This window comes from Bacteroidia bacterium, from assembly GCA_027493955.1.
In the GTDB taxonomy this organism is placed as follows: Bacteria; Bacteroidota; Ignavibacteria; order SZUA-365; family SZUA-365; genus JAOSJT01.
Genome location: JAOSJT010000001.1, coordinates 4,777,932 through 4,801,949 on the forward strand (window position 1 = coordinate 4,777,932; position 24,018 = coordinate 4,801,949).

A 24,018-nucleotide genomic window follows, 5' to 3' on the forward strand; every position below is an offset into this window, starting at 1 on the left:
CGCTTTGGAAGTTCTCATCAATTCGAAAACCGACGTCAATCACGAAATCGAAATCATCGTTCCGTATGAGGAATTGCGCCCGCTGTTCGAGAAGGCCTACAGGGATGAAGCGAAGGACATTACTGTCCCGGGCTTCCGTCGCGGCAAGGCACCTCTGCAGATGATCAAGAAGCGCTTCGGACAAGCCATCGAGTATCAGATTATCGAAAAGCTGTCCAATACCTATTTTCGCGAGGCGTTGGAGGAGCGCGACATCCATCCCATCGGGCAGCCGGTGTTGCACACGCTGGATTACGAACCCGGTGGTACGCTCACCATCAAGGTTGACTACGAAACCTACCCCGATGTGACGGTGGGGGATTACCAGGGCATTCAACTCGAGAAACTGCAGCATGTGATCACCGATGAGGAAGTCGAGGAGGAAGTGCTGCGGCTGCGCAAATCGCAGCGCATCCTCACGCCCGCCGAGATGCCGACGGATGAAAACTTCCTCGTCACCATAGACATTCAAATGCTCGACGCCAACGGTGAGCCGATCCCCGATCGCCGCAATGAGAACATGAAGGTGGACATGGATGACGAGCAGATGAACCGCGATCTGATCTCGGAACTCTACAACATGAAGGCCGGCGAGGAAAAAGACGTGGAATTCTCGCACGAGCACGAAGATCATGAACATGTGGAACGTGCCCGCATACTCGTGAAAACCGTCGAGGCCGTTTCGCTGCCGGAACTGACGGACGAGTTCGCCGCTACGGTCTCCCACGAGCAGGCGAAAACGGTGGCGGAGATGTATGCGTTCATCCGTGCACGGCTCGAGGAACTCTGGACCGATCGCTACAAGCGGCAGTTGGAAGAAGACCTCGTTTCGGAGCTGGTCAAACGCAATCCGATCGCCGTACCGACGAGCGTCGTCAATTCGATTCTTGACGATATGCTCAAGGATTTGAAGCAGCGTATGCCGGACAAGACCGTGCCGGCCGATTTCAATGAGGAGGAATTCCGAAAGCTCAGAACTCCGCAGGCGGAATTCACCGCGAAGTGGATGTTCGTCCGTGACGCCATTATCGAAGCCGAGGGCATCACCGTCACCGACGAGGATCTGGAAGCAAAGGCCGAAACCGACAGTGCGCAGTTCGGGATGGACAAGGAGCGGCTGCTGGAATTCTACAAAAAACTTCCGCAGTACACGCAGGATTTGCTCGTCGCGAAACTCATGGACCGTCTCTTTACGTTCTGTGATATCAAGGAGGTCGACGACAACGACATCTCCAAAACGGGCCTTGCGCCGCTGGATTTGAGTGGCCTCGCGGGGCATGATCACGACCACGATCACGATCACGATCACGATCACGACCACGATCACGACCACGATCACGCACCGGCCTCCACCGGTGACGCGGAAAGCACCGCCGCCCCGGAAGAAACGAAGTAAGAACAGAAGGATATACCATGCATCCATTTGCCATGCAATTCTCCAGCCAGGCCACAGCGCCGACGGATCAGCTCGTACCCATCGTGGTGGAAACCACCGGACGCGGCGAACGCAGTTGGGACATCTTTTCGCGGCTGCTCCGGGAGCGCATCGTGTTTCTCGGGACGGCGATCGACGATCACATCGCCAGCCTCATCGTTGCGCAGCTGCTCTTTCTGGAATCAGAAGATCCTGAAAAGGACATTTTTCTCTACATAAACAGTCCAGGCGGCAGTGTCTCTGCGGGACTGGCCATATACGACACCATGCAATACATACGCGCGGACGTATCCACGATTTGCGTCGGTATGGCCGCGAGCATGGGCGCTATTCTGCTGGCCGGTGGCGCGGCCAAAAAGCGCATCGCGCTGCCGCATTCCCGTATCATGATCCATCAGCCCATGGGCGGAACGCAGGGCCAGGCCACCGACATCGAAATTTACACGCGCGAGATGATACGTACCCGCGACGAGCTGTATCGCATCATTTCCACGCATACCGGAAAGAGCGTGGAGCAGATCACCCAGGACTCGGACCGCGACAAGTACATGACCGCAGCCGAGGCTGTGGAGTACGGTATCATTGATTCCGTGCTCGAACGCAAGCAGAAACCCTCCGCCGAAGCGTAAGGGTTTCGCTACACGGCCTTCCTGTCGTATATTCGGTGGACATGCGCATGTCCACCGTTTTTATTCGAGAGCTTCCATGAGCCGAATATTTTTTGCCATTATACCTTTCGCTCTGTGCCTCGCGGCATGCTCCTCCTCTCCTCCCGCGGAGGAAATCCGGACGTACCCGGTAGAGATTTCCAATCTCGGTGCCGCGGTGAATTCGGCGCTGGATGAATTCTCTCCCACCATCACGGCGAACGGCAGACGGCTCATGTTTACCAGGGGAAATCCCACCGCGCCGTTCGAGCGCGATTTCTGGCAGAGCACCCTGGACGGGGATTTCTGGACAAGCGCTGCGCGACTCTCAGACCGCATCAATCGCGAAACCAACGAGGGATCGCCGTCACTTTCCGCTGATGGCCAGATTCTGTTCTTTGCCGCCGCCGACAGGCCCGACGGTCTCGGGAAATCCGACCTGTACCTTTCACAGCTCGATGGACGCGAATGGGCGGAAGCAGGCAACATGGGGTTTCCGGTGAACACGGAGCATTGGGAATCGCAGCCTTCAGCCAGCGCGGACGGTCGGACGGTGTATTTCGTGTCCGATCGGCCGGGCGGCATGGGTGGGCTCGATATCTGGATGACTTCTCAGGATCAGGATGGAAAATGGAAAGTCCCGGTGAATCCAGGAGCACCGATCAATACGCCGCGGGATGAGGTGTCCCCCTTCATCGCAAAAGACGGCAGCACACTCTATTTCGCTTCCGACGGTCATCCGGGCCTCGGAGGAACCGACATGTTTGTCAGCCGCCACATCCGCGGTTCCTGGTCACAACCGACGAATGTCGGACGGCCATTGAATTCCGAAGGGAACGACGAATTTTTCAGTCTGTCCGCAGAGGGCATGGTCGTCTTCTTTTCCTCGCGCCGCGACGGTGGCTTTGGCAGCTACGATGTGTATCGCGCGGAGCCGAATCCTTTTCCCCCCGGCGCTGTCATTGTCCTTTCAGGTACCGTCCGGGATGCGCGCACACGAGCGCCGCTGGAAGCCACGCTGCGCGTTACCGAGAGCGCTTCCGGGAGGGAATACAGTGTGCAACAGAGCAATGCCTACACCGGCGAGTACGTCATCGTATTACCCGCGGGCGCGGTGTACGATGTCGCAGCCGATGGAGGCGATCCGTACTTGCCGGCAAGCGAGCGCTTCGATTTTCTCAATCACACGGTGTACGACGAAGTCACACACGATTTTCTGCTTCGTAAGGACGAACCGTTGCCTCGGCTCGAAGCTTCCGTCACTGCGGACGTGCTGGATTTCTCGCTTCTTCATGGCGCATCCTCGACGGGCGGACTTACCATCGAGGAGGAAACCCGACGGGAAACGCTCCCGCTGCTGAATTACGTGTTTTTCCCTGAAAACAGTGCAGAGATTCCGGCTCGATACGCGATGCTTACGCCGGAACAAGCCGCAACGTTTTCTGTTTCCTCCCTCCCCGATGCAACCCTTGACCGTTATCATCATCTGCTGAACATATACGGGTATCGCATGCGGCTTGAGTCTTCCTTCCGCATGACACTTACAGGCACCACTGATGGCAGTGAGGCGTCGGCAGTCGCCCGACAGCGTGCCGAAGCGGTAGCGCGTTACCTGACGGAAGTCTGGGGCATCGGAGCGGATCGCATCGCGGTTCAATCCCGCGGTCTGCCCGAGAAACCGTCCGGTTCCAAAACCCCTGAGGGACGGGAAGAGAACCGTCGTGTGGAAATCACCTCCAACAATCCGGCATTATTGGCACCACTGCAGATCGAAGAGGTTCAGCAGGTACTCAAACCGCCCTTTGTGCGATTCCATCCCTCAATTACCGCGACTGCAGGTCTGAACCGCTGGCGCTTCGAAGTACGCCATGGCAACACCATTCTCCGCGAGAACGAGGGGCTGAGCAGCTATCCTGATTCGATCACCTGGAACTGGCGGGGATTGGACGGTGCTTTACCGGTTGTTGAATCGCCTTTGCGCTTTACATTGTACGCCCGGGATACGGACGGCTCTGAGGTGACGACAGCGCCGCAGGAAATACCGGTTTCCCTGGTGACGCTGGAGCGCAAGCAACTCGAACAACTCCCCGACAGAACAATTGAGAAAATCAGCCTCATACTATTCGATTTTGATCGTTCGGATCTCGGTTCGCAAAATCTCCAGCTTCTCGATCTCGCCGCCGAGCGTTTGACGGAACGATCGTCGGTCCTGATACGGGGGTACACAGACCGTATGGGTGCGGACGACTACAACCTCGCACTCTCGCAACGACGGTCGTCTGCGGTACGCGATGCGCTGTCTCCCAGGCTCCAGGGCCGTTCGATTCGCGCTGAAGGAGTCGGTGAAACGTCGTTGCTGTATGATAACGACCTGCCGGAAGGGCGTTTTTACTGCCGTACTGTTCAAATTCTTGTTGAAACCATCAAGTGAGTGTGACAATGGCGCGTTGTATCGGTTGGGCTGCTTTGTTTGTTCTGCTTCTGCCAGGCTGTCTCAATTATGAGCAGCACACCGTCTTGTCGGAGGACGGATCCGGGAAGCTCACTATTCATTACTCGATCGCTGAAAATGTGATGAGCTGGTTGGAGGACGGCAATCTCGCGTTCACCGAAGACAAGGTGCGGGAGCAGTACAGCGGGGAGGGTGTGGACATACACGTTCTCAGTGTCACTACCGAAGCGAAGGACTCGTCACGGCACGTACGCGTGGAGCTGGAGTTCGACAACATCGAGAAACTTTCGGATCTTCGTGGTTTCAAGGATATGCAGTTTCGCTGGTTGCGGGAAGGGGATCAATTTCGACTGACGCACACCCTCGGCGCGGCGAGTTCATCCGGTGATGCCTCGCTCGACGCGTTCTCGGTACGGTATAGCTACGAATTTCCGGGTGATATTCTGGAGAGCAATGCCGACAGTACATCAGGACGAACCGCTTTCTGGAAGTTTCAGCTTTCCGAACTCAACGCCGATCATGTCATCAGCGCGCGTATTTCGGCGACTGCGGGGAGCAGCACGGTATACGTCCTTGCGGTGATCGGCGTCGTTGTGCTCTTGATTGCGATATTTGCGTTTCGTCGTCGGAAAAAGGAATGAGCTGTCTTGTCGTTCCTGAGGTCCTCCTGACACATGAGTCGTGCGGGTGAAGTGTTCCGAGGAGATAATCGTCCTCAAACCCCGTCAACCCCATAGACCTTCCTCATCTTGGTAACAGTAGTGGGCGATACATGAATCGCCCATTTTTTTGTTGGCCGTGAGCGCCCGCAATTTTTCCTCGAAACAGTTTAGAAAAATGCGGGTGATCCGCATTGATCCGCCTCTGTCGCGCCGCTCTCCCGCAAAGTGGGCGATACATGAATCGCCCATTTTTGCTTTCGGGCAGGTTCGAATATTGGCCGAACCGGTACGCAGAGGCGGGAAGTATCGTCATCAATCCGTGAAGATCCTTACAGCTGTCCTTCGGAAAATGGGCGATACCTGTATCGCCCACTTCCATTGTCCGCGCGCGGAGGCACTCGCCTTTTCCCCCATGAATGACGGTCCGAAGCTCCGCGTCGGCTCATTGTGTTGCATGCACAAAAAAAAAGAGCCGCCATTGGCGACTCACATACATGTCCTGATGCCCGGATCACTTGGTCAGCATCATGCTGCGTCCAAGCGTCTTACCGTCGGAAAGGAGCTGATAGAAATACACACCGCTGGGATTGTTTCCCGCACTGAAGGTCACAGCGTGCGATCCCGCGTCGGCAACTCCTTCATGAAGAACGGCGACGACCTCACCGAGCGTGTTGATGACGCGAAGTGTGACATGAGCGCGCTGCGGGAGGGAGAAGCGGATTTCCGTCGTAGGATTGAACGGGTTCGGGTAGTTCTGATGCAGGACGATGCTCGACGGAGTAACCGGTGCCTCGACATCCGTCGTCTGCAGATCGGTTATCAGGAAGTCGACATCCAGGATACGGTTACGGTCGTCCGCCGATATGTAGGTTACGGGGACGGGCATCGTTCTGCTCGGTATGGCGGCCGTGTAGCGCGCAGCGTAGGAGTACTCGGGATGGTCGGCGTACACGAGATAATTATCCGGATCCAGCCCGGTGATGGAGTACCAGCCGGTGCTGTCGGTGATGGAGTATCCTGCGATACTGCCGTCCCGTTCGCGCTCGGCAATGACCAGCGTACCGGAGAGCGGTGTGCGGCTTTGTCCGCTATCCACTTCCACCTTTCCGAAACAGGAACCCAGACCGCTGCGCGTGGTGCTCTTCAGCTCGAAATCGATATTCTGAACCGTGCCGAGCGGGGTGAGTTCCTCGCTTTCACGGAAGTTCATGCGTCCGCCCGAAGAATGATAGTACTGCGGAGCGAGGCGGGCATCCATGGGGATTGCCAGCAACGCTGATGGCGGTGAATCGGGCAGATTGTCGAGAATGAACACGCCGTTGGTGTCCGTAACAACGGAGCGATACTTGCGATAGGTGTGCGTGCCGCCGGCGCCGCGCTTCAGCTCGCTGTCTATCAGCACGACCGTCGCCTGTTTGCTGACACCGGTTACCTGGCTGAGAACCTTGCCGATCAGTTTGTTACTGGTCGTATTGACGGCCGGAATCGTATAGCTCAACGAGAGATTGTTCTCAACGCGAATCGCGCGGGCTTCCATGGCGTTCGTCTGCTCACCGAGGAAAGAACGGAGATGCCCTTCCTTTTCCACTACCGTGTAGTAATCCTGACCAACGGGGAGATGTGCGACAAATCTCCCGTCGAGGCCCGTCGTGAGGGCCGTATCAACAATAGATTCACGCCAGTTCAGAGCCGTTCCCTGCCAGGAATTGACCTGCGTCGTATCGCCGATTTGAATAAAATGCTCTTTACGGATAAAGGACACTTTCGCTCCGGCAACCGCTTCATCATTCAGATCAACCACGCGGCCACTCACCGGTGCCGGCGTGCCATCCTTGGCAAGGAGGTAGAAGGGATAATCCAGCGTTTCACCCGCCTTGAGCGGTCGCTGCATGGCGTCATTGATCGTGTTCGCGTTGATATAAAATCGTGCGGCGTATGCCCCGGTTGGCTCCGACGCGAACGCAATGAGTTGCCCCTGCTGCACATCTTCCAGGAGGAAGTTGCCGTCGTCATCCGTGGTGGTCTCATACTTGAGATAATACCCGGGGCTTGTGCTCCAGACGCGGACAGTGGAATTCGGAAGCGGATCGCCGATGGTGTTCTTGACCCAGCCCTGCACCGTGCCGGGTTTGTCGGCGACGGTTATGGTGAATTCCTGATAGGCCTGAGCGCCGGTGGCCTGGTCGGTGGCCTGCACCGTGATATTGTATTGGCCGACTTTGTTCGGAACCCAATGTATCCAACTCGTTCCGTCGAACAGCCGCTCGGCACGCATACCGTCAGGTACCGCGCCAACGAGCATAATGCTGATATCGCGGCGGTCAGGAACATTTGTCTCGGTGATGTAAAAATAATCCTTGCCTACGACCGCTGTCGCACGGGGAACGGAAACGAAGCGCAGATAACTGGGGGGCGGCACGACCTTAATGGACGTATATGCCGGCGCATAATTATCCTTGGAGTACACAGCCACAACCGCGTATTTGTAGGTGTCACCCGGCTTGACGCGATAGTCTGTAAACAGCTCTGTTGGTCCGTGAATCTGCGCGAGGACCATGTCCGGAACGATGTACCCACGCCAGATCTGGTACTCCGAAGGAATGAACCCAGCCGGCGTCTGCCACTGCAACACCACATGGCCGTCTGAATTCACCGATGCCGTCAGGTTCTCGGGTGCGCCATTCTGCGCCTGCGCCGAAACGGCGAGGAGCAGCAAGACGACGAGAAAGTATGACGACAGGGTTTTCACAAATGGCTCTCTACTATGGCTTGAATAAAAATACGCCTCACAACGATGGAATGCAACGATGTCAAGATTAAAGTTACATTAATGTTGTATGCCAAAGTTGTGCCAAAAAATACCCGTTGAAGCAGGGTAAATGCGGGCTATTTCACGAGAGGTGACGGAATGTTGACGCCAAATTGAGAGGAGACGACAGCATCCCGACGCTACATCATCCCGAGTTTTTTCATTTTTTCCACAAGCGTCGTGCGCTTCAGCCCGAGGATTTTTGCGGCTTCCGTCTTGTTCCCATCGCAATGTTTCAGAACGAAGGTGATGTGTTCTTTCTCGACGTCGACAAGTGTGGTCAGGCGTTTCGGGGCACGTAACGAGACCGATAATTCCGATTTTGTGTCGCTGTCCGGGCCGCGGCTCATCGTACCGTACTCTTGCGGCATCATTTTCGTCGTGAGCAAAGCTTCGGATGCCTGCGCGATCATGCGGTTGATGAGATTCTCCAGTTCGCGGACGTTGCCTTTCCACTGCTGCTGTTGCAACTGTGCAATCAACTCGGCCGATGCGCCGGTGACAGCGCTCGGATGCAGGGCGTTGTACTTCACGATAAAGTGTTGCACCAGCTCCGGAATGTCGGCGAGACGTTCGCGCAAAGGGGGGACGGTGATGGGAATGACGTTGAGCCGGTAGAACAAATCCTGCCGGAATGCGTTGTTCGCGATGGCATCCTGCAGGTTGGTGTTGGTGGCGCAGATGACGCGCACATTTACCATTCGTGTATTGGGATCGCCCACGCGCCTGAACTCGCCTTCCTGCAATACGCGTAATAATTTCGCCTGAAATGCGAGCGAGGTATTCGAAATCTCGTCCAGGAACAAGGTGCCGTTATGGGCTTCCTCGAAGAGACCAGCCTTATCCGCCACCGCGCCCGTGAAGGCTCCCCGTTTGTATCCGAACAACTCGCTCTCGAGCAATGTGTCGGGAAGCGCGCCGCAATCCACCGCGACGAAATGCTTCTCCTTGCGGGGGCCATTGTAATGGATCGCCTTTGCGATCAGTTCCTTGCCCGTGCCGCTCTCACCGTAAATGAGTACGCTGCCTTCGCTGTTGATGGCGACTTGCGTCTCGGAAAAGAGTTTTTGCATTGGGCCGCTGGACCCGATGATGCTCTCGAATCCGAAGCGTTGCTGTACTTCGCGTCGCAGGTACAGATTTTCCTGTTGGAGTGACCGATGCAACCGCGCGTTCTCGATGGCGATGGTCGCGAGATTGGCGAAGGCCTCGAGAAATTCGGCATCGATTTCGGAAAACGACATCGCCGACACGGCATCCGAACGCGAATCCACGTATACCGTGCCTGTAATCGTATCCTTCGACCGCATGGGGACACAAATCAGGGAGTGAATGTTGAAATTCACCACCGAATCCCGCCGGCTGAAAGATTCGTCCAGCGATGTGTTGGATACGATGATCGGTTTGCCTCCGTGCAGCACGTCGCGGAGGATGCTCAGACTGATCTCGGTTGCATCGCGAATGGTTTCCTTCTCCACATTCCGTGAGGCTTTCAGCGTGAGCTGCTCGTCTTCGATGAGGAATATCATTCCCCGTTCGCCGTTCATTGCCTCCAACGCGCTGTCCATGATGCTGTCAAGGAGCGTGTCGAGGTCGAGCACGGAATTGATTTTCTTCGCCACCTCATACAGTGTGCGAAGGTTTTGCTCGCGAACAGCGGTGAGCGATCCGGGCGAGTCGCTTCTGTGTCGCAGCGCCTGTTCCCGGATGATCGCAGCGTTGGTACGCACGTCGTCCAGAAAACTTCGGTACATCTGCGGGTCGGAAATGCTGTCGGCGCTGCGCATCAGCTCGGTGTATGCGCGCTCGATCAGTTCCATCGACTCGCTTTGCGCTCTGTTCGCCCGCAGTATAAGAGCGTGGTTAAAAAGAATATCGTGCGCGCCGCCGTAAAGTGGCCCCCGCTCGTCGAGCATCTGCATGGCGTCACCGGAGAGATCCAGGGCGACGGATGCACGGCCGAGACGGAGATTCACCAGCCCTGCGTAGGAGCGGGAGAGAATCGAATAGGAATCGAAGCCCTGACGGTCGGCGATGTCTGCCAGGTGATTAAAGGCCTCCAGGGCCTTTTCCATGTCCCCATCAGCGGAGCGTGCGATATGGAGTATGCCATACCGGTAGTGGAGCATGGCGGTGACGTTGAAATACTCGACGTTCGAGAGCAGTGCTTCTGCTTTCGCAAGCAACTTCTGTGCGCCGTCGAAATCCCTGCGCTCGATAAGGCAGCCCGCGATATCGATATGGCAGCTCGCCGCGGAGACGACGTCGCCCGATGCCTCCGCAAGCGACAAGGCCTCCTGTAACGAGGCGACCGCTCGGTCGTAAGCGCCGAGCGTCATGTAGACGTTGCCAAGATTCTCGAGGCATTTCCCCTTGAGGTAACTGTCGTCGAGTTCACCGGCGATGCGCAATTCCTCCTGCAGGTGCAGCAGGGCGGGGGAGTAGCGGCAAAGAGCGATTTCGCACTGCCCCATGGATCCGCAGGAAATGGCGATCAGGCGTCGATCGCCGGACTGTTTGGCCAATTCGTTTGCGCGCGAATGACAGCGCAGCGCTTCCTCATAGTTTCCGAGCGCATAGAATTGCGTCCCCATGTTTCCGAAGACGCGCGTGAGTCCCCTGGGATTGGCGCAGGCCTCGAAGATGGCCTCTGCGAGACGAAAATGTTCGAAGGCCCTTTCGGCATCCTCGAGCATGGAACTGTACACCAGGCCAATGTCCACGAGAATATTTCCTTCGTCCACGGCTGCGCCGGCTGTTGCGTACAGGTCACGAGCGCGTTCGTAACGCCGCAGTACCGTTTCTCCCGGCTGGGTGCGGTATTCGATCACGCCGAGTTTCTGATGGCAGAACGCCTGCCCTAAAATGTCATCAGCTTCGGTGCAATATCCGAGCGCCTTTTCGGCGCTCCGCCGGGCGCGGTCATACTCTCCGGTCGCGAGATAATACTCGGTCTGATTTCTGTACACGCTCGCAAGTTTATCGGGAGATTGTGACTGGGCCGCGAGCAGCAACATTTCCTCGATGAATTCCTGTTCGTCTTCGCGTTTCCCGAGAATGTTACTGAGCCGGGTGAGCCTGTCGAGAATGTCGAAACGCAGTGCGGCGTCGTGCTGCGCCAGAGTGAGAGCATTACGCAAAAGCGCAGCGGCTCCGGCGTAATCGAAGCGCAGTTCCCGTTCTCTCGCGGCGGAGAGCAGCAAAGGACGAGCCTCGTCGCGCAAATCCGCAGCCAGGGCGTGATGCGCCAGCACGGCTTCACGGTCGAACAGGGGAGGATGGGAGAGGAAGAAGGAATACAGCGCACGGTGGATGCTCGTCGCCGGTGTATCCATCGCTTCGCGCACGGCCGCATGTGCCGGATAGAACCCATTGTCCGCTGCGTCGAGCAGATGTTCCTGAACGAGTACTGCGAGTCCCTTTCGGATGGTTTCAGCGGGCAGTTCCGTCGCGTACTGCAACGCGTCCGGAGATAACGGGAGTGCGGCTGCGACGACCGCGGAAAGGATGCCGCGTTCCTCGTCGCTGAGGCGCTTCAGTATGCGTTCGTAGCGCTGAACGAGTGTCGCGGGAAACACAGCGCCAAGATTATCGCGTTCGTGGACGAGCCAGCCGTGCTCGGTGGCAACGAGGATCCCCTCGCCCTCGCAGAAGTTCAGCAGTTCCTCGAGTTTTCCCGGAACGCCTCCGCTCTGCCGGTGCATGACGTCGATAAAGGAGGGTGAGACCTCACCCAGCAATTCGCGGAGGGCATGGGCGGTTGTGCTTCGCGGCAGCGCTTCGAGTACCATGAGCTGCCAGAGTGGCGAGGCGCTGACATCGGCGAGCGCGGCAAGATCCGTATCGGTGCTTCCGAGCGCCAACAGGAATGCGGATGTTCCGGAGGCCTCCAGATAGGAAGCGAAAAAGGCCAGGAAATCACGTGTAAACGTATCCGCTTTGTCTGCGTTGTCGAATATCAGGGCGCAGCTCTCTTCTCCGGGCGTCAGAATTTCCGCTGCTGCATGAAACACACGGAGCTGCTCTCCGTCACCGCTCAACGCGGGGAGTTCCGCGGGTCGCACACCGGGCAGCGCACCCGGAAAGGTCGCGGCAAGGGTGGCAAAGCGTCTGTCGCCTTCGTCCGCACCCGGCGCGAGGGCGGCTATGATACGTAGTATCGGAGAAAATACTCCCATGTCGAGACCGCCGCTGGCGCGATGGACACGGACGCCGTCCAGTTGAAGATCGGCGGCGAGCGATCGGAGCATACGCGACGTGCCGGCACCTTCAGGACCGACAACGCACAGCACGACCGGACGCAACAAGGCCTCGTTTCGCAGCTCGGTGAGTCGCGCGTGTTCCTGCTCTCTTTCGATTTCCGGTAGCCGAATGCGCCGCAAGTCCCCCGACGCCGCAATGCCGGGCGCGCGCCCAAGAAACTCCGACACAGCCTTATGGAGTTGAAAAGCGCTCCGATAGCGCAACCGTGCTTCTTTGTCCATGAGCGTCCGAATCCAGGCTGCCAGGGCGGCGGGAATATCATCCGGAAGCGCGGGTATTGCCTCATACAAATGTTTCCGGAGCAGAGTCGCCGGTGCATCGGCTTCATACGGAACACGGCCGGTCGCGACGGTAAAGAGCAAGCAGCCGAGGGCATACAGGTCGGTACCGGCGTTGGGGGCTTCGCCGCGAATGATTTCCGGCGCCATGTACTCCAGTGTTCCGCTGATACCGGATCCGTTCCGTACTCCGCTCAGACCAAAATCCATCAGACGCACGACACGCCTGCCACGCTCTTCCGTTACCGTGATGTTTTCCGGTTTCAGGTCACCATGGAAAATATGCTGTGAATGGATGTAGGCAAGCGCTGCGGAAAGGTCGGCGGTGAGCTCCGCAAAGAGAACGGCATCGAAGCCTCCATCGGCGCCTCGCACATGCGCCGGTGCGAGCGTCGCTCCCTCTACCCAGTCCATGATGAACCATGCACGACCGTCGTCGAAATACCCGAATTCGTGGACGCGCACAAGACTCGGATGGTCGAGCGTACTGAGTATGCGAAATTCCGATTGCAGATGCGTTAGCTGTTCCGCGTTGACGGTGTTGAGGATTTTCAGGGCGAATTCCACGCCGTCCTGCGTTCGCGCGACGCGATACACCGTCCCGTTTCCGCCGGTGCCGACGCGGGCGAGTACCGAGTACCCGGGAATAACGGGGTGTGCATCCTCCACAGGAACCATTACGACCACACTTCGTTTTTCGCCTGTCGCGTCATCAATTCCTGCGTGGCGAGAATGGGATCTTTGCCGTTGAAGAGGATTTCATACATCTGCGCCACTATGGGCATTTCCACACCGTGACGTACAGCGAGATCGTGCGCGGAGCGCGCTGTGTCCACGCCTTCGGCGATCATTCGCATCTCCTGCAGAATGTCGGGAAGTTTCCGCCCTTTGCCGATCTGTTCACCCACGTAGCGGTTCCTGCTGTGACGGCTCATTGTTGTGACGATAAGATCGCCAAGACCGGAGAGACCTGCAAACGTATGCGGATCCGACCCAAGGTGCACCCCGAGGCGGCGGATCTCGGCGATGCCGCGGGTGATGAGCGCGGCCTTGGTGTTGTCGCCGAAATTAGAACCGTCACATATACCTGCACCGATCGCGATCACGTTTTTCAGCGCTCCGCCAAGCTCCACGCCGACCACGTCGTCGCTGCCATAGACGCGGAATGTGTCGGTCATGAACACCTGTGCGGTCAGTGCGGTTGTCCGTGGGTTTATCGACGCGGCTACGACGGTGGTGGGTCGCTGCTGGGCGACTTCCTCCGCATGGCTGGGCCCGGACAGAATGGCATAGCGATGCGGATCGAAACCGGGGACAACATCGGCGATGACTTGTGAGACGCGCAGAAGGCTGTCCTTTTCGATGCCCTTCGCCACATTGACAAGGATGGGGTCACGCAACAGATCAACAGGGATTCCCGTGAGTACGGCGCGAATATGTTGCGTGGGTGTAGAGACGACGAGGAGGTCGGCGTCAGTACACGTTTGCGTGATATCACAGCTGATCCGGAGTGCGGCAGGGAGCGGCAAGTCGGGCAGATACACCGTGTTACGGCCGGATGCGCGCATGGTCTCCGCATCCTCTGCGGACCAGGACCAGAGCGTCACGTTGTGGTTGTTATTCGAGAGAAGGACGGCGAGCGTGGTACCCCAGCTCCCCGCCCCAAGGACGCCGATTTTCATACCTGCCCTGTACGATCGTAGTGAAAAGCCCCGGTGCGCCGGGCCCCGAAGCCGCTACGGCTTCAGAAGAGGAACGTTTTCATCGTGGAACCGAGGTTCCTGCCGAGAATCCGGAATTTGTTGAAGCGATTCTCCTGTCCGGCCAGCAAGCGTTTGATGTTTGACCGATGTGCGTAAAACAGTAACAACGTCGTGGCGATGCTGAAGAGGATCAGCGTGTGATAGCTCGGGATATCGACGTGGAAAATATTGTAGCGAATGAACAGTGTCGAAGGGAAGGCTGTTGCGGCGCTCAACGATCCAAGCGAAACATACCCGGTGGTGAACAGCACCAGCGCGAACACGATGAGCGCGATCGAGATGTCGATCGGCGCTATGCCGACGAGCATGCCTGCGGCGGTGTTGATGCCCTTGCCGCCCTTGAAATTGAGGAAGACGCTGAAAATGTGACCAAGTACCGCGGCCAATCCCGCGATGATCTGCACGATGGTGATGTCGTCGAACGGTGTACGGTTGTTGAATGGGAAATCTCCGTAATGGAGGCGGGCGATTACCAGTACCGCGAACAGCCCCTTGAGCACATCACCGGCCTGCACGAGCAAACCGAGCTTCCAGCCGAGCATGCGCATCACGTTGGTGCTGCCGATATTTCCGCTGCCATGCTTGCGAATATCAATACCTTTGAAATGGCGCGATACGAGCAATCCCGTGGGGATGGAACCAACGATGTAGCTGAGGATGATGATGAGGCTGAGGAGGTACATGGAAACTCATTCCAATGTTCACATAATCATAACAAATTATCCTCCCCGTACGTCAAAATCAACGTAATAATTCATCGCCATACGTTTTTTTACCGCGTCGCCGCCGGGAGCTCTCCCGGCAACGCCCGTCGTGCGCGGAGCGGACCTGCATGCCGGCTCCCGCCGAACGCGTCCGCATGCCCGACGGTTGCTTCTGTGCGTGATTTCGCTGATGTTGCATACTGCTGTCATGACGCGACTCACGTATATCAATACCGACAAGTACCGCCGCACGTACAGTGGGAATTGGCGCCGTACCGTGGACGCCCGGCTTCGTGCGTCTGCTCCCTGGATGATTGCCTTCGCTGCGCTCTGGCGTTTTCCCGGTCTCGCGCTGGGTGAAATGCAGCAATGGGATGAGGCGATCTATGCGCTGCGCGTGCAGGTGATACTGCGCTTCGGAGAAGTATGGGACCAGAGTGTGAACATGCTTGCCGGGAGTTATTACAGCGCCCATCCACCGTTGTATGTCTGGTTTTCCACCTTCTGGTCGCTGCTGCTCGGTGAAGCGGTGTGGACGCATCGGCTGACATCGGCTCTGGCAGGTGCCGGACTGGTACTGCTGACGTACCGTATCGGACGAAGAATGGTACCGCGCACGCTGGCAACTCTGGCCGCGTTGTTTGTGGGGTTCGCGCCATTGCTTGTCCGGTATTCACGACTCGGGCAATTGGACGCGCTGCTCGCGTTGTTGATGCTGGCGGCGCTTTGGGCCGGGATCGTCTATGTACGTGAAGAGCGGAAGCGTCATCTGCTGGCAGGTGCGTTGTTTCTCGGTGCGGCGTTGATGACGAAAATGCTCTTCGCGCTTTCCGTGCCGGCGGGCATATTCTGCGCCGGCTTGCTGCTCAATGGCGCGGAGCGTCGTCGTGCGCTAACGTTCGCCATAACCGCAACAGCACTGTCATTACCCCTCTGGCTTCCCTGGTTGCTTTCCTTTTCGCTTCGGCACGGCGACGGAAATCTGCTGTACATTTTTTCCTCCGCAGTACCTCTCGGCGCGACGCTCGGAGGTCAGGAGGGGACGATGAAGGAAACCGGTCTGCTGTACTACTTCAATCAGCTTAGCGTCCACGTCTCCGCCATACTGCCTTTCGCCCTTTTCGCCATGTACCGCACGTTGCGCAGCAGGCGGTCCGTGGGATTTCTCGTGCTCGTCGTCTGGTTTGTTCTTCAGTTCACGGCACTGCTGGCAACCGGGAGCAGTTTCGAGGTCTATCTGCTTCCTATGTTCGCTCCGCTGGCGCTGTTCGCGATGCGCGGGGTGCAGCTTGCGCGCAGAACCGCGCTGCCGGTAAGAAAATTTCTGCTGACCACCTCCGCGTTATGCTTCGTTTGGTCGCTCTCGCTGGATTGGCGCATTGCCGTCAAGAGTGTCATTGGCATCGCATCTTCCGCGGGGGTCACCGGTGACACACTGCTTATCGCGTTGATATTCACTGTCGTCACACTTTGTGCGGTGATTCTCGCTTTGATCTGCGCAGCGAACATTCCTGCGGCGAGTCTTTTCAGCAGCAGTTCGCTCTGGGCACTGGTTGTTGTGATTTTCGCTGTCAGCGCATATCGCTACTACCACGCTGAACCGAAAAATATGCTTGACGGCGCCGATGCGGTATCCGGATTCATTCGGGAATCCCAACCGACGGCGCTGGCCCTCATCGGTAATGGAGAAAATCCTCAACTCACGTGGTATCTCGATGGTGCGGACATTGGCTGGCACACCGATGCACCACGCACCGAACGACTCGAGCCCCGGCATCGCGGCATCGAGGCTGTGCAGAGTCGTCTGCACGCGCTGGCGGAGCGCTATTCCCTCCTCGCCGTGGTGGAACTCGATGATGGCGTGCATGATGCGCATCGCGAACCCGGCGATGTGCTCCCGCGGGATTTCCGCATTGTACTGCGCACGCAGGGATACCTGGTGGCGCGTTCCACGGGTGCTTCGCCGGCGAAAGAGGCACGCTAAATCGTAACGGAGGGAAGCAGAGCTGATGATACGAGAAAGAGCATCGCTTCAGGCAGAAACAGGAGAGGCCGCGCACTTCCCCGGGATGTGTGTTCAAGGGCTGCTGCGGATTATCCGCATGCCTGTGATGCTCGGAACCGGAGCCGTCTGGCTGCTCCTGGCCCTCGTATGCACACAGATTCCTTTGCTTCAGGTTTTGGGGTATGAGTATGCGCTGTGTATTGGGCTTGTAGCCGGCTGGTCTTCCGCAGGCGTATCCCTGCTCGTGTTACGGAAACTTGAGCGCCTGCGGGGGAGGACGGCGCTTGCGTCGGTGCTGCGCGACGGGCTGCTGCTTTCATCCGCGTTTCTGCTTCTTCTTTTGCCGCCCGCCGCGGTCATGGTTTTCAACGCGTTGTTCGTGCGTAACTGTGCGCCATTCGAGGGGATGCTGCTGTACCTGCTGATTCCGGGGATGACCGTCTTATTCAGTACGTCGCTGGCGATACTACTTCGCGCGCTGTTTTCACGAAGAGCATGGCTCGCACTCCTGATCGTGCTGCTTGTACTGCTCGTCCAGCCGCTCCTCGAGATTCTCACACGCCCGCAATTGTACTCGTACAATCACGTTTTCGGCATGTTCATCGGATTGTCGTGGGACCAGCATGCGCCCCCGCTCGCAACACTCGCGGTGTATCGCATACTGACAGTCGCATTTGCACTCATGATGCTGTCCGCAGCCGCGGCGCTTCGGGCGATCCGGCGCGAGGGACGATTGACAGCGGGACAGCGCATGGCTATCGCAGCGATCTTTTTACCTTCGATGGCGGCGGCTGTATTTCTGACTGCGCGGAGTGACGCATTCGGATATTCCAATTCTTTCGCGAACATTCGGCAGCATCTGCACGGGGAATACCACAGCGCACATTTCACCCTGCTGTATGATACCGCTGCGGTAGACGAAGAGGATGTCGAATTTATAGGGGAAGAGCACGAATTTCGTTTGCATCAAGTGTGCACCGAGTTAGGCGTAGAGGTGCCGCGGGGATTGATTTCCGTTCTCTATCCCGACAGACAAACGCGGGGGTGTTTGCTGGGCACCTTTTCTTCCGAAGTTGCGCGCCCCTGGAAGAATGAAATCCACCTGTCCATGGAAGGGTGGTCGCAGTCGCTGAAGCACGAGCTCGTGCATGTCCTGGGCAGGGAGTTCGGACCGAATTTCATCGGAGTGCCGTTCATCCGTGTACTCGGACTGACGGAGGGGCTGGCAATGGCGATAGAGTGGGACTTCGGTAATCGCAGTTTGCATGACTATGCTGCAGGCATGTTGCGTTATGGCATCCTTCCCCCGGTCCGGCGCGTCATGTCCACATCCGGATTCATGTCCGGCTCGTCGTCGGTCGGATACGTGGCCGGGGGCTCATTCACACGCTGGTTGATTGACACGTACGGGCTCGATCGCATGAAACAAGCCTACGCCGCTGATGACATCGAGGGCGTGTACGTCCGTTCGTATGATGATCTCGAACGCGCCTGGCATCGCTTTCTTCGTTCCACGCCGGGTTCTTCTGTGGACAGTCTCGCGATTGCGTATCTATTCAGGCGCCCGTCCCTGTTCACCGCAATGTGTCCGCGCACAGTTGGTGACCGCAGTCGTCGAGCCTCGGAACTCCTGCGGCAGGGAGCTTCGGATCGTGCTCTCGGCGAGTACCGCGCTCTCGAGCGCATGGCGCCGTCGGCATCATCCGCTTTTGGAATCGTCCAGTCGCTGTATCAAGACGAACGCATGAAAGAGGTCCAGGAAGAGACAATCCTTCTTCTGAACGACAGCACCCGCGCATACTCCGTTCTCCCCCTGTTGCTCTGGCAGGGTGCGTCCTTCTGGGCGCTCGGGGATTCGGTGCGGGCAGACACCGCCTTTTCGCGTCTTGTCTCGATAGACCTCCCCGGCTGGACGACGGATCGCGCAGGTCGCTTTCTCCGTCTCCTGCGCGAAAATTATCGGGACGACAGCGTCAGAGTCCTGATGCTTGGGTCTCTCCGCATATCCGCCAATGCCGACAGCGCACGCGAGCACATAGCGCGTACCTTGCTTGCGCTTCAACGCAAGCGACCGGACCGTCCAGCCCTGTTCGACGAGACCATGCAGCGTGCCGGGATGGAAAAGCAATTTCGGGACGAGGTATTCGACAGACTGAGCGCTATTCCCGAATCGGCGAGAAGTGCTGAGCAGCACGCGCTGCTCGGTCGGCTGCAGTATCGCCGCGGCAACATCGCCGACGCACAACACTGCTTCGAACTTGCGCAGCGCCGTAAGAATGATAAAAAAGAGCTGCAAGTATGGATTGAGCGGTGTGTCTGGAAAGGCGGTCAGGTCAATGACCCACGGTGACGAGAGAGCGCACAATCATGGAAAAACCGCACTTCGCATGCAGGTCAGCTCCCGCGGCTGACTTGTGCAACGGTCCATGCGTCCGGAAGCGCCGAAGCGATGGTATCCGCCGAAGGCCGTCCTCTGCGCAGACATCCATCGAGGAGGACTGGGATATCCCGGATGCGGTTCGGGACATGCCCGATGCAGCGGGATTCAGAAGAAGCGCAGGATGCGGAGCGAATCCGTCCGGGTATTGAGTCGTTCCACTGTGGCAATGCCGGCACCGTCGGCGCTGAATCTGGGCATCAGGTTCTGCGGAGCGATGCGGCTGAGCGGAAGGCCTGCGACCGACGACAGCCACACGTCCCCGGTTTTGGTCTCATACACCAGAGCATTTCTTTCGTCCGATACATCCATGTCAATCACCTGGCCCGTGACAAGAACCGATTTCGCACCGGAAGAAAGGTCCAGAGTCGAAAGAGCGTCTTTCTCCATGACATACAGGAGCGGACTGCCGAACTGCCGCTGGAAATACACCATCCGCTGATGCCAGGCATTGATTGTCGTGTACGAGTCGGTCGTGAACGAATGCAGCAGCGTGCCGTCGAAAGAGTACGCACGTACAACGCCATTTTCGAAGCGTAGCGCGAGTCCATCGCGACCAATAGGCGTGAGGGCGACCAACGGAGCAGGTGCAGGAGCGCTCATCAGTAACGAGTCGTCAATCACGCTCCAGGTTGTCGGGTCGAAGAGCAATCGGCGCACCTCCAGTTGCGTGGTGCCGCTGGCGCACAGAACGACATTACCGGCACCCTCCACGAAACGAGCGAAGACGTGCTGCGGAGCACCCGGCACATTATAGCTCCCGCGAAGCGTACCGTTGAGGTCCACCAGGGAGAGGCGGCCATCTTGTGCAAGGAGGAGGACCGTGCCGGAAGGATCAAACTCGTACAGAGCGTGCTGCGTACGCAACGGTGCCAGATCGATGATGCGTTTGCTGCGCGTATTGACAGTCAGTATCGCAAGTTCCGTACCGGGATGCGCGGGTGAACCGGGGCCGGTCACCTCTCCTCCGGCCATAGCGGTTCCACGTACATACGCGGCGACAACCGTCGAACCATCGGGCGACCATTGCGGATTAAAATGATGTTCGATCAAATCCGAGTCGTCATCCGAGCATGCGGAAAACACCAGGGTGATGGCAATGGAAAGAAGCGGAAGGATGCGTGACGTCGGAACTTTCATAATCAATCCGTCAAGAGACGTGAGGCGATGAAGAGGGATAAGGTACAGAGAAAACAAGCAATGCCCAACCGCTGAGGAAAGCAACTCCGCCGAAAGGCGTCACCGCCCCGAGCCAGCGAATACCCGTCGCCGAAAGCAGATACAAACTGCCGCAGAACAAAACGATACCGATCAGGAAGAACCATGCGGCAAGGTGTACCCGGGCAGGACGCGCATGCTGAAGAAGGACGGCACAACCGAGTACCGCCAGGGAATGGATCGCATGATAGAGGACTGCGGTTTGGTAGGTTTTTACGGCTGTATCGCTCAGGAGATCGCGCAGAGTATGCGCACCGAAAGCGCCCAGAGCGACAACAAGAAAGCCGTTCACGGCGCCAGTGCGCAACAGGAAGAGGAAACGTGAAGATTGCCTCTGCGAAACAGCCGGTTTGATTTTTTCTTCCATCTAAAGAAAAACACAATTTGTGTCGAAAAGTTACAGGGATGCCGGAATCGGAACAGGGGAAAAATTCGGCGCAGTGAGTGAACACACGGTTTGGCCCGGCAGAGCCTCCCGCGCCGCGATCGCTTCATCCTGGCGGGCATACAATCCGAATACGGACGACCCGCTTCCGCTCATGGCCGCCGCAAGCGCTCCCGTGGTCTCCATGCTGTACAGCAGCTCGTGGATGGCCGGGTATGCCGTGGTGACGATATGCTGGAAATCGTTATGCAAAACGTCCCTGAGCAACGCCTGATCCGAACCCGCGCGGAGCAGCGCGTCCGCTGCGTGCACTGCGCTATGTCTGTGCTGCACGCCGAGCGAGGCATAGGCCCAGGAGGTAGATACATGGACGTCCGGTGTGGCTGTGAGTATCCACCACGGATTACGAAATGGCAGCGGTGTGAGTACTTCTCCGCGCCCACGCCCTTCGGCGCAACCATCCATCAGAAAGAATGGGACATCCGATCCCAACTCCAGCGCCATGTGCCGCAGCTCTTCTTCGGGGATGTGCACTCCGAGCAACGCAGGGAGGAAACGGAGCACGGCACCGGCGTTGGAACTCCCGCCGCCCAGACCCGCACCCATCGGAATGTTTTTCTCCAGCGTCATATACACACCACCGGATCGCGCATGACGGAGGACGGCGTTCGCTGCCCGAATACAGAGATTGCTCTCGTCGCAGGGCACATCCGGGTGATTGCATTCCATCGCGGCGCCACTGTTCGCGTGGTGGAACGTCAATACATCGTACAGGTCAATATGGTGAAACACCGTCACCAGATTGCGGTAGCCATCTGCCCGTCTGTCCAGTATTTGCAGGCCGAGGTTGATCTTTGCGTAGGCGCGGACTTCCACGGATCGCTATTCTCCCAGAAATAATCCGAAGGTGAGACTAGCGCGAATGAACATTCCGCTCATTTCGAAGGCCGGCATATTCAGCATCGTAAAATTGTCGTCGAGCTTCCACTCGTCACCCGCGGTGCCGAAATATCCGGCTGTCACCCCCGCGACAATGAAGGGATGCAACTCGTACTCCACGGTCAACGTGGGCTGAAAGGCAAAGAAGCTGTTGACAAGCTCATGCCGGCTGTCCGCCGCCGAAGTCGGCGAGGAGGGGAAGAGGGAGCCCCAGGTCTTCGAAACATTGTCGCTTTCGGTAAGCGTCAAGGTATAGGATCCGCCGCCGAGGAGGCCGCCGACGGCAAAGTGCAGCCGGCCGAAAGCCAGCACGTACTCCAGTGTCACGCCGCCGGTACTGACATCGAGCCGGGAACTCTGATACCGTCCGTCAAGATCGCGCCGTGTTTCCAGCGACCCACCGTATCCCATCCCTCCGATGCGGAGATTCGGGATGAATACGACGTACGCATAGCCGTGACCGCCGAACATGAACATGCCGTCCTCGTTGAGTTGCGGCAGTCCTTTTTCCTGTAGCGCTCCGTTCAGCTTCGTCATATTCAGAAAATTCCATGTGGGTGCTATGCCGCCACCGCCGCCGATGATACCGCCGCGTCTGTCGCGTTTGCTCGGACGGTAGTCGTCGTCGTCATACTCCTCTTGTGCGGTGAGCGAGGACGTCAATAGAAGCGAGAACAGCAGCAGCGAGAGTCCGTATTTCATGTATGCACCCTTGATGATTTCAACCTGTGGGAAAAAATGGCGAGGAAATCCGCGTGAAGCAAACAACAATGTCACAGGAAGAGAAGCAGGAGCTGTGTGGCGATATTCGCGTATATGCCGGCGATCACGTCGTCGAGCATGATACCCGCTCCGCCGCGCATGCGGTCGAGCTGACGCGCCGGCGCTGGTTTGATAATGTCGAAAAGGCGGAAGAAGAGGAATGCCGCGAGGAGCGCCACCCAGGTCTTCGGCAGGAAGACGAGTGCCAGCCACATGCCGGCCACCTCGTCAATCACGACGAGGGAGGGATCGTCGCCATGATGCTTTTCCAGCAGCGTGGCTGCCGGGACGCCTGTGAGCAATACCGCGCAGGCGAGAAGAAAAAGTATGACGCCATTGCCGCTGAACGGCAGGAACCAGTACACCAGCGCTGCCGCAAGAGAACCGACAGTACCGGAAGCGACGGGTGCGTACCCCGTAAAAAAGAAGCTCCCCCACACGCGCGCTGCCCAGAGCAGAGCGCCGCGGGTTTCGGGGAGTGCGGCTGCCGCATTGCTTTGCTTCATACCACCTGCCTCGCACCACTCAGCAGACGAGCGATAAAGCGTCGGTTGTCGACAAGATACTGTACGCCTGTATAGAGAGTGAGCAGTGTCACCGCCAGCATCATCATATAGACGACGCCCGTATCGAGGAGGGAGGGGATGAGGGCGCCAAGTACGTCCCGAACCCAACCGACGTCCCGTCCCACAATGAGCAGCAACAGGTAGTACAGGACGGCCATCTGAATAAAGGTTTTCCACTGTGCTGTTTTGCTCGTGACGATATGCTCGTTGCGGATTTCCGCCAGTGAGCGCAGTACGGTGACGAGTATGTCGCGCACAATGATCACCACCACCATCCACCAGTGGACGTAACCCAGCACCGCGAAACCGGCGAAGGCCGCGGAGGTGAGGAACTTGTCCGCAAGCGGATCGAGGAATTTGCCGAGATTGGTAACCGAGCCATAGCGGCGGGCGATTTCACCGTCATACCAGTCCGTCAGCGCGGCCACCATGAACACGAGGATGGAAACTTGCTTTTGTACCGGATCATTCGCGATGATCAGAAGAAAGAACACCGGCGAGAGCAGCAGGCGGGCGAATGTCAGAGTATTTGGAAGCGTCGAGGGCATGAAAGCAGTGAAGGGTGATAATGTCGCCGCAAGGAAAAAGTGGATACCGTACGTCGGAAAATGCCATATTTACGGCGAAAAAAAAACCTCTCCCGATGAGGAGAGG

General features: G+C 57.6%; 16 protein-coding genes. 6 read left to right on the forward strand and 10 right to left on the reverse strand.

Going from position 1 to position 24,018, the window contains the following annotated elements; genetic code table 11:
* Positions 1-4 precede the first annotated feature (4 nt).
* The 4 genes from tig to M5R41_18125 all read left to right on the forward strand — a co-directional run bounded on the left by tig (position 5) and on the right by M5R41_18125 (position 5,214).
* Positions 5-1,435, forward strand: coding sequence for a trigger factor (gene tig, locus M5R41_18110; GenBank protein ID MCZ7558314.1), 1,431 nt, complete (start codon positions 5-7; stop codon positions 1,433-1,435).
* Between the two features lie 17 nt (positions 1,436-1,452).
* Positions 1,453-2,103, forward strand: a complete 651-nt coding sequence (clpP, locus tag M5R41_18115) for an ATP-dependent Clp endopeptidase proteolytic subunit ClpP (GenBank protein MCZ7558315.1) — start codon at positions 1,453-1,455, stop codon at positions 2,101-2,103.
* Positions 2,104-2,179: 76 nt separating this feature from the next.
* Positions 2,180-4,552 (forward strand): OmpA family protein, encoded by a 2,373-nt coding sequence (locus M5R41_18120; GenBank protein MCZ7558316.1) that lies wholly within the window; start codon positions 2,180-2,182, stop codon positions 4,550-4,552.
* Positions 4,553-4,560: 8 nt separating this feature from the next.
* Entirely contained in the window at positions 4,561-5,214 is a 654-nt protein-coding gene (locus M5R41_18125; GenBank protein ID MCZ7558317.1) for an LPXTG cell wall anchor domain-containing protein, read from the forward strand.
* A gap of 532 nt (positions 5,215-5,746) precedes the next feature.
* Here M5R41_18125 and M5R41_18130 read toward each other — a convergent pair.
* The 4 genes from M5R41_18130 to plsY all read right to left on the reverse strand — a co-directional run bounded on the left by M5R41_18130 (position 5,747) and on the right by plsY (position 15,031).
* On the reverse strand, positions 5,747-7,984 hold the full coding sequence (locus M5R41_18130) for a T9SS type A sorting domain-containing protein (GenBank protein ID MCZ7558318.1): 2,238 nt from the start codon (positions 7,982-7,984) through the stop codon (positions 5,747-5,749).
* 200 nt (positions 7,985-8,184) lie between these two features.
* Positions 8,185-13,263 (reverse strand): sigma 54-interacting transcriptional regulator, encoded by a 5,079-nt coding sequence (locus tag M5R41_18135; GenBank protein MCZ7558319.1) that lies wholly within the window; start codon positions 13,261-13,263, stop codon positions 8,185-8,187.
* Positions 13,263-14,267 (reverse strand): NAD(P)-dependent glycerol-3-phosphate dehydrogenase, encoded by a 1,005-nt coding sequence (locus M5R41_18140; GenBank protein ID MCZ7558320.1) that lies wholly within the window; start codon positions 14,265-14,267, stop codon positions 13,263-13,265. Before M5R41_18140 ends, M5R41_18135 begins: the two co-directional genes overlap by 1 nt.
* A gap of 62 nt (positions 14,268-14,329) precedes the next feature.
* Positions 14,330-15,031, reverse strand: coding sequence for a glycerol-3-phosphate 1-O-acyltransferase PlsY (gene plsY / locus M5R41_18145; GenBank protein MCZ7558321.1), 702 nt, complete (start codon positions 15,029-15,031; stop codon positions 14,330-14,332).
* A 229-nt stretch (positions 15,032-15,260) separates the two neighbouring features.
* Between plsY and M5R41_18150 the strand changes: the two genes are divergently transcribed.
* Together M5R41_18150 and M5R41_18155 are read left to right on the forward strand one after the other, a co-directional pair.
* The gene (locus tag M5R41_18150; protein ID MCZ7558322.1) at positions 15,261-17,036 is read left to right on the forward strand and encodes a glycosyltransferase family 39 protein; all 1,776 of its coding nucleotides are present in this window, start codon (positions 15,261-15,263) and stop codon (positions 17,034-17,036) included.
* Positions 17,037-17,154: 118 nt separating this feature from the next.
* The gene (locus tag M5R41_18155; GenBank protein MCZ7558323.1) at positions 17,155-19,407 is read left to right on the forward strand and encodes a hypothetical protein; all 2,253 of its coding nucleotides are present in this window, start codon (positions 17,155-17,157) and stop codon (positions 19,405-19,407) included.
* A 195-nt stretch (positions 19,408-19,602) separates the two neighbouring features.
* Here M5R41_18155 and M5R41_18160 read toward each other — a convergent pair whose 3' ends face one another.
* The 6 genes from M5R41_18160 to pgsA all read right to left on the reverse strand — a co-directional run bounded on the left by M5R41_18160 (position 19,603) and on the right by pgsA (position 23,912).
* Complete coding sequence (locus M5R41_18160; GenBank protein MCZ7558324.1) at positions 19,603-20,634, reverse strand: hypothetical protein; 1,032 nt, start codon at positions 20,632-20,634, stop codon at positions 19,603-19,605.
* A 10-nt stretch (positions 20,635-20,644) separates the two neighbouring features.
* Positions 20,645-21,079 carry a DUF423 domain-containing protein gene (locus M5R41_18165; protein ID MCZ7558325.1) on the reverse strand — a complete coding sequence of 145 codons (435 nt, stop codon included), beginning with the start codon at positions 21,077-21,079 and terminating at the stop codon, positions 20,645-20,647.
* Between the two features lie 30 nt (positions 21,080-21,109).
* Positions 21,110-21,973 (reverse strand): 4-(cytidine 5'-diphospho)-2-C-methyl-D-erythritol kinase, encoded by an 864-nt coding sequence (gene ispE / locus M5R41_18170; GenBank protein MCZ7558326.1) that lies wholly within the window; start codon positions 21,971-21,973, stop codon positions 21,110-21,112.
* A 6-nt stretch (positions 21,974-21,979) separates the two neighbouring features.
* Positions 21,980-22,738: a hypothetical protein gene (locus M5R41_18175; protein MCZ7558327.1), complete on the reverse strand. Its 759-nt coding sequence runs from the start codon at positions 22,736-22,738 to the stop codon at positions 21,980-21,982.
* A gap of 71 nt (positions 22,739-22,809) precedes the next feature.
* Positions 22,810-23,304 (reverse strand): phosphatidylglycerophosphatase A, encoded by a 495-nt coding sequence (locus M5R41_18180; GenBank protein MCZ7558328.1) that lies wholly within the window; start codon positions 23,302-23,304, stop codon positions 22,810-22,812.
* Positions 23,301-23,912, reverse strand: coding sequence for a CDP-diacylglycerol--glycerol-3-phosphate 3-phosphatidyltransferase (gene pgsA, locus M5R41_18185; GenBank protein ID MCZ7558329.1), 612 nt, complete (start codon positions 23,910-23,912; stop codon positions 23,301-23,303). Before pgsA ends, M5R41_18180 begins: the two co-directional genes overlap by 4 nt.
* Positions 23,913-24,018 lie beyond the last annotated feature (106 nt).

Excerpts from the sequence above, each read along its gene's own strand:
- clpP (MCZ7558315.1), top strand. The coding sequence starts at position 1,453 with ATGCATCCATTTGCCATGCAATTCTCCAGCCAGGCCACAGCGCCGACG.
- M5R41_18120 (MCZ7558316.1), top strand. The coding sequence starts at position 2,180 with ATGAGCCGAATATTTTTTGCCATTATACCTTTCGCTCTGTGCCTCGCG.
- M5R41_18125 (MCZ7558317.1), top strand. The coding sequence starts at position 4,561 with ATGGCGCGTTGTATCGGTTGGGCTGCTTTGTTTGTTCTGCTTCTGCCA.
- M5R41_18135 (MCZ7558319.1), bottom strand. The coding sequence starts at position 13,263 with ATGGTTCCTGTGGAGGATGCACACCCCGTTATTCCCGGGTACTCGGTA.
- M5R41_18140 (MCZ7558320.1), bottom strand. The coding sequence starts at position 14,267 with ATGAAAATCGGCGTCCTTGGGGCGGGGAGCTGGGGTACCACGCTCGCC.
- plsY (MCZ7558321.1), bottom strand. The coding sequence starts at position 15,031 with ATGTACCTCCTCAGCCTCATCATCATCCTCAGCTACATCGTTGGTTCC.
- M5R41_18150 (MCZ7558322.1), top strand. The coding sequence starts at position 15,261 with ATGACGCGACTCACGTATATCAATACCGACAAGTACCGCCGCACGTAC.
- M5R41_18155 (MCZ7558323.1), top strand. The coding sequence starts at position 17,155 with ATGCCTGTGATGCTCGGAACCGGAGCCGTCTGGCTGCTCCTGGCCCTC.
- M5R41_18160 (MCZ7558324.1), bottom strand. The coding sequence starts at position 20,634 with ATGAAAGTTCCGACGTCACGCATCCTTCCGCTTCTTTCCATTGCCATC.
- M5R41_18165 (MCZ7558325.1), bottom strand. The coding sequence starts at position 21,079 with ATGGAAGAAAAAATCAAACCGGCTGTTTCGCAGAGGCAATCTTCACGT.
- M5R41_18175 (MCZ7558327.1), bottom strand. The coding sequence starts at position 22,738 with ATGAAATACGGACTCTCGCTGCTGCTGTTCTCGCTTCTATTGACGTCC.
- M5R41_18180 (MCZ7558328.1), bottom strand. The coding sequence starts at position 23,304 with ATGAAGCAAAGCAATGCGGCAGCCGCACTCCCCGAAACCCGCGGCGCT.
- pgsA (MCZ7558329.1), bottom strand. The coding sequence starts at position 23,912 with ATGCCCTCGACGCTTCCAAATACTCTGACATTCGCCCGCCTGCTGCTC.